Below are 1,031 nucleotides of genomic sequence, written 5' to 3'. Positions count from 1 at the left end.
CCTCCACCTCCGCGGCCCGGATCGACACCATCGCACCGCCCGCCGGCAGCTCCTGCATCAACCGACCCCGCGCGGACACCACCGCGCAGGCGTCCTCCAGGCTCAACACCCCGGCCACGTGCGCAGCCGCCAACTCCCCCACCGAGTGCCCGACCAGGTAATCCGGCGTCACCCCCAACGACTCCACCAACCGGTACAACGCCACCTCGACCGCGAACAACGCCGGCTGCGCATACCGCGTCTGATCGAGGTCCACCTCCCACAACGCCAACCCGAGACGCGAACACACCTCGTCCAACACCCGGGCGAACACCGGGTAGGCGTCGTACAGACGTCGTCCCATGCCGCGCCACTGCGAACCCTGACCGGAGAACACGAACGCGGTCCTGCCCGTCCGGGCTTCCGCGATCGGCACGTCACCGCGGGTCAGCGCGTCGAGGTCGGCCCCGAGCCGGTCCGGGGCGGTGAGCGCCGCGCGGTGCGGGAACCGGGCCCTCGTCGCCAAAGCCGCGCCGACCGCCGGGTCGTCCACGAGGTCGCGCAAGCGTCCCGCCTGGGCCCGCAACGCCTCCGGCGACTTCGCCGACAGCAGCCACGGCGACCAGCCGGGCACGTCGACCGGTTCGGCCTCCGGGGCCTGTTCGAGGATCACGTGGGCGTTCGTGCCGCTGATCCCGAAGGACGACACACCGGCACGCCGCGGTCGACCGACCTCGGGCCACGGCGTCGACTCCGTGAGGAGCCGGACGTCGCCGGTCCCCCAGTCCACGTGCGTGGTGGGCCGGTCGACGTGCAGGGTGCGCGGGAGCGTGCCGTGCCGCATCGCCATGATCATCTTGAGCACGCCCGCGATGCCGGCGGCGGCCTGCGTGTGACCGATGTTCGACTTCACCGAACCCAGCCAGAGCGGTTCCGACCGGTCCTGACCATAAGTCGACAGAAGGGCCTGCGCCTCGATCGGGTCGCCCAACGTCGTGCCAGTGCCGTGCGCCTCCACCGCGTCCACACCGGACGGTTCAAGACGGGCGTTC

General features: G+C 71.6%; 1 protein-coding gene. It reads right to left on the bottom strand.

Annotated features, from left to right (window positions below; all coding sequences use genetic code 11):
- On the bottom strand, positions 1-1,031 hold a 1,031-nt coding region (locus AB0G02_RS42115), incomplete at both ends, for a type I polyketide synthase (RefSeq protein WP_360806759.1).

The organism is Actinosynnema sp. NPDC023658 (genome assembly GCF_040639995.1).
GTDB lineage: Bacteria > Actinomycetota > Actinomycetes > Mycobacteriales > Pseudonocardiaceae > Actinosynnema.
This window is presented reverse-complemented; position numbering and strand designations above follow the sequence as displayed.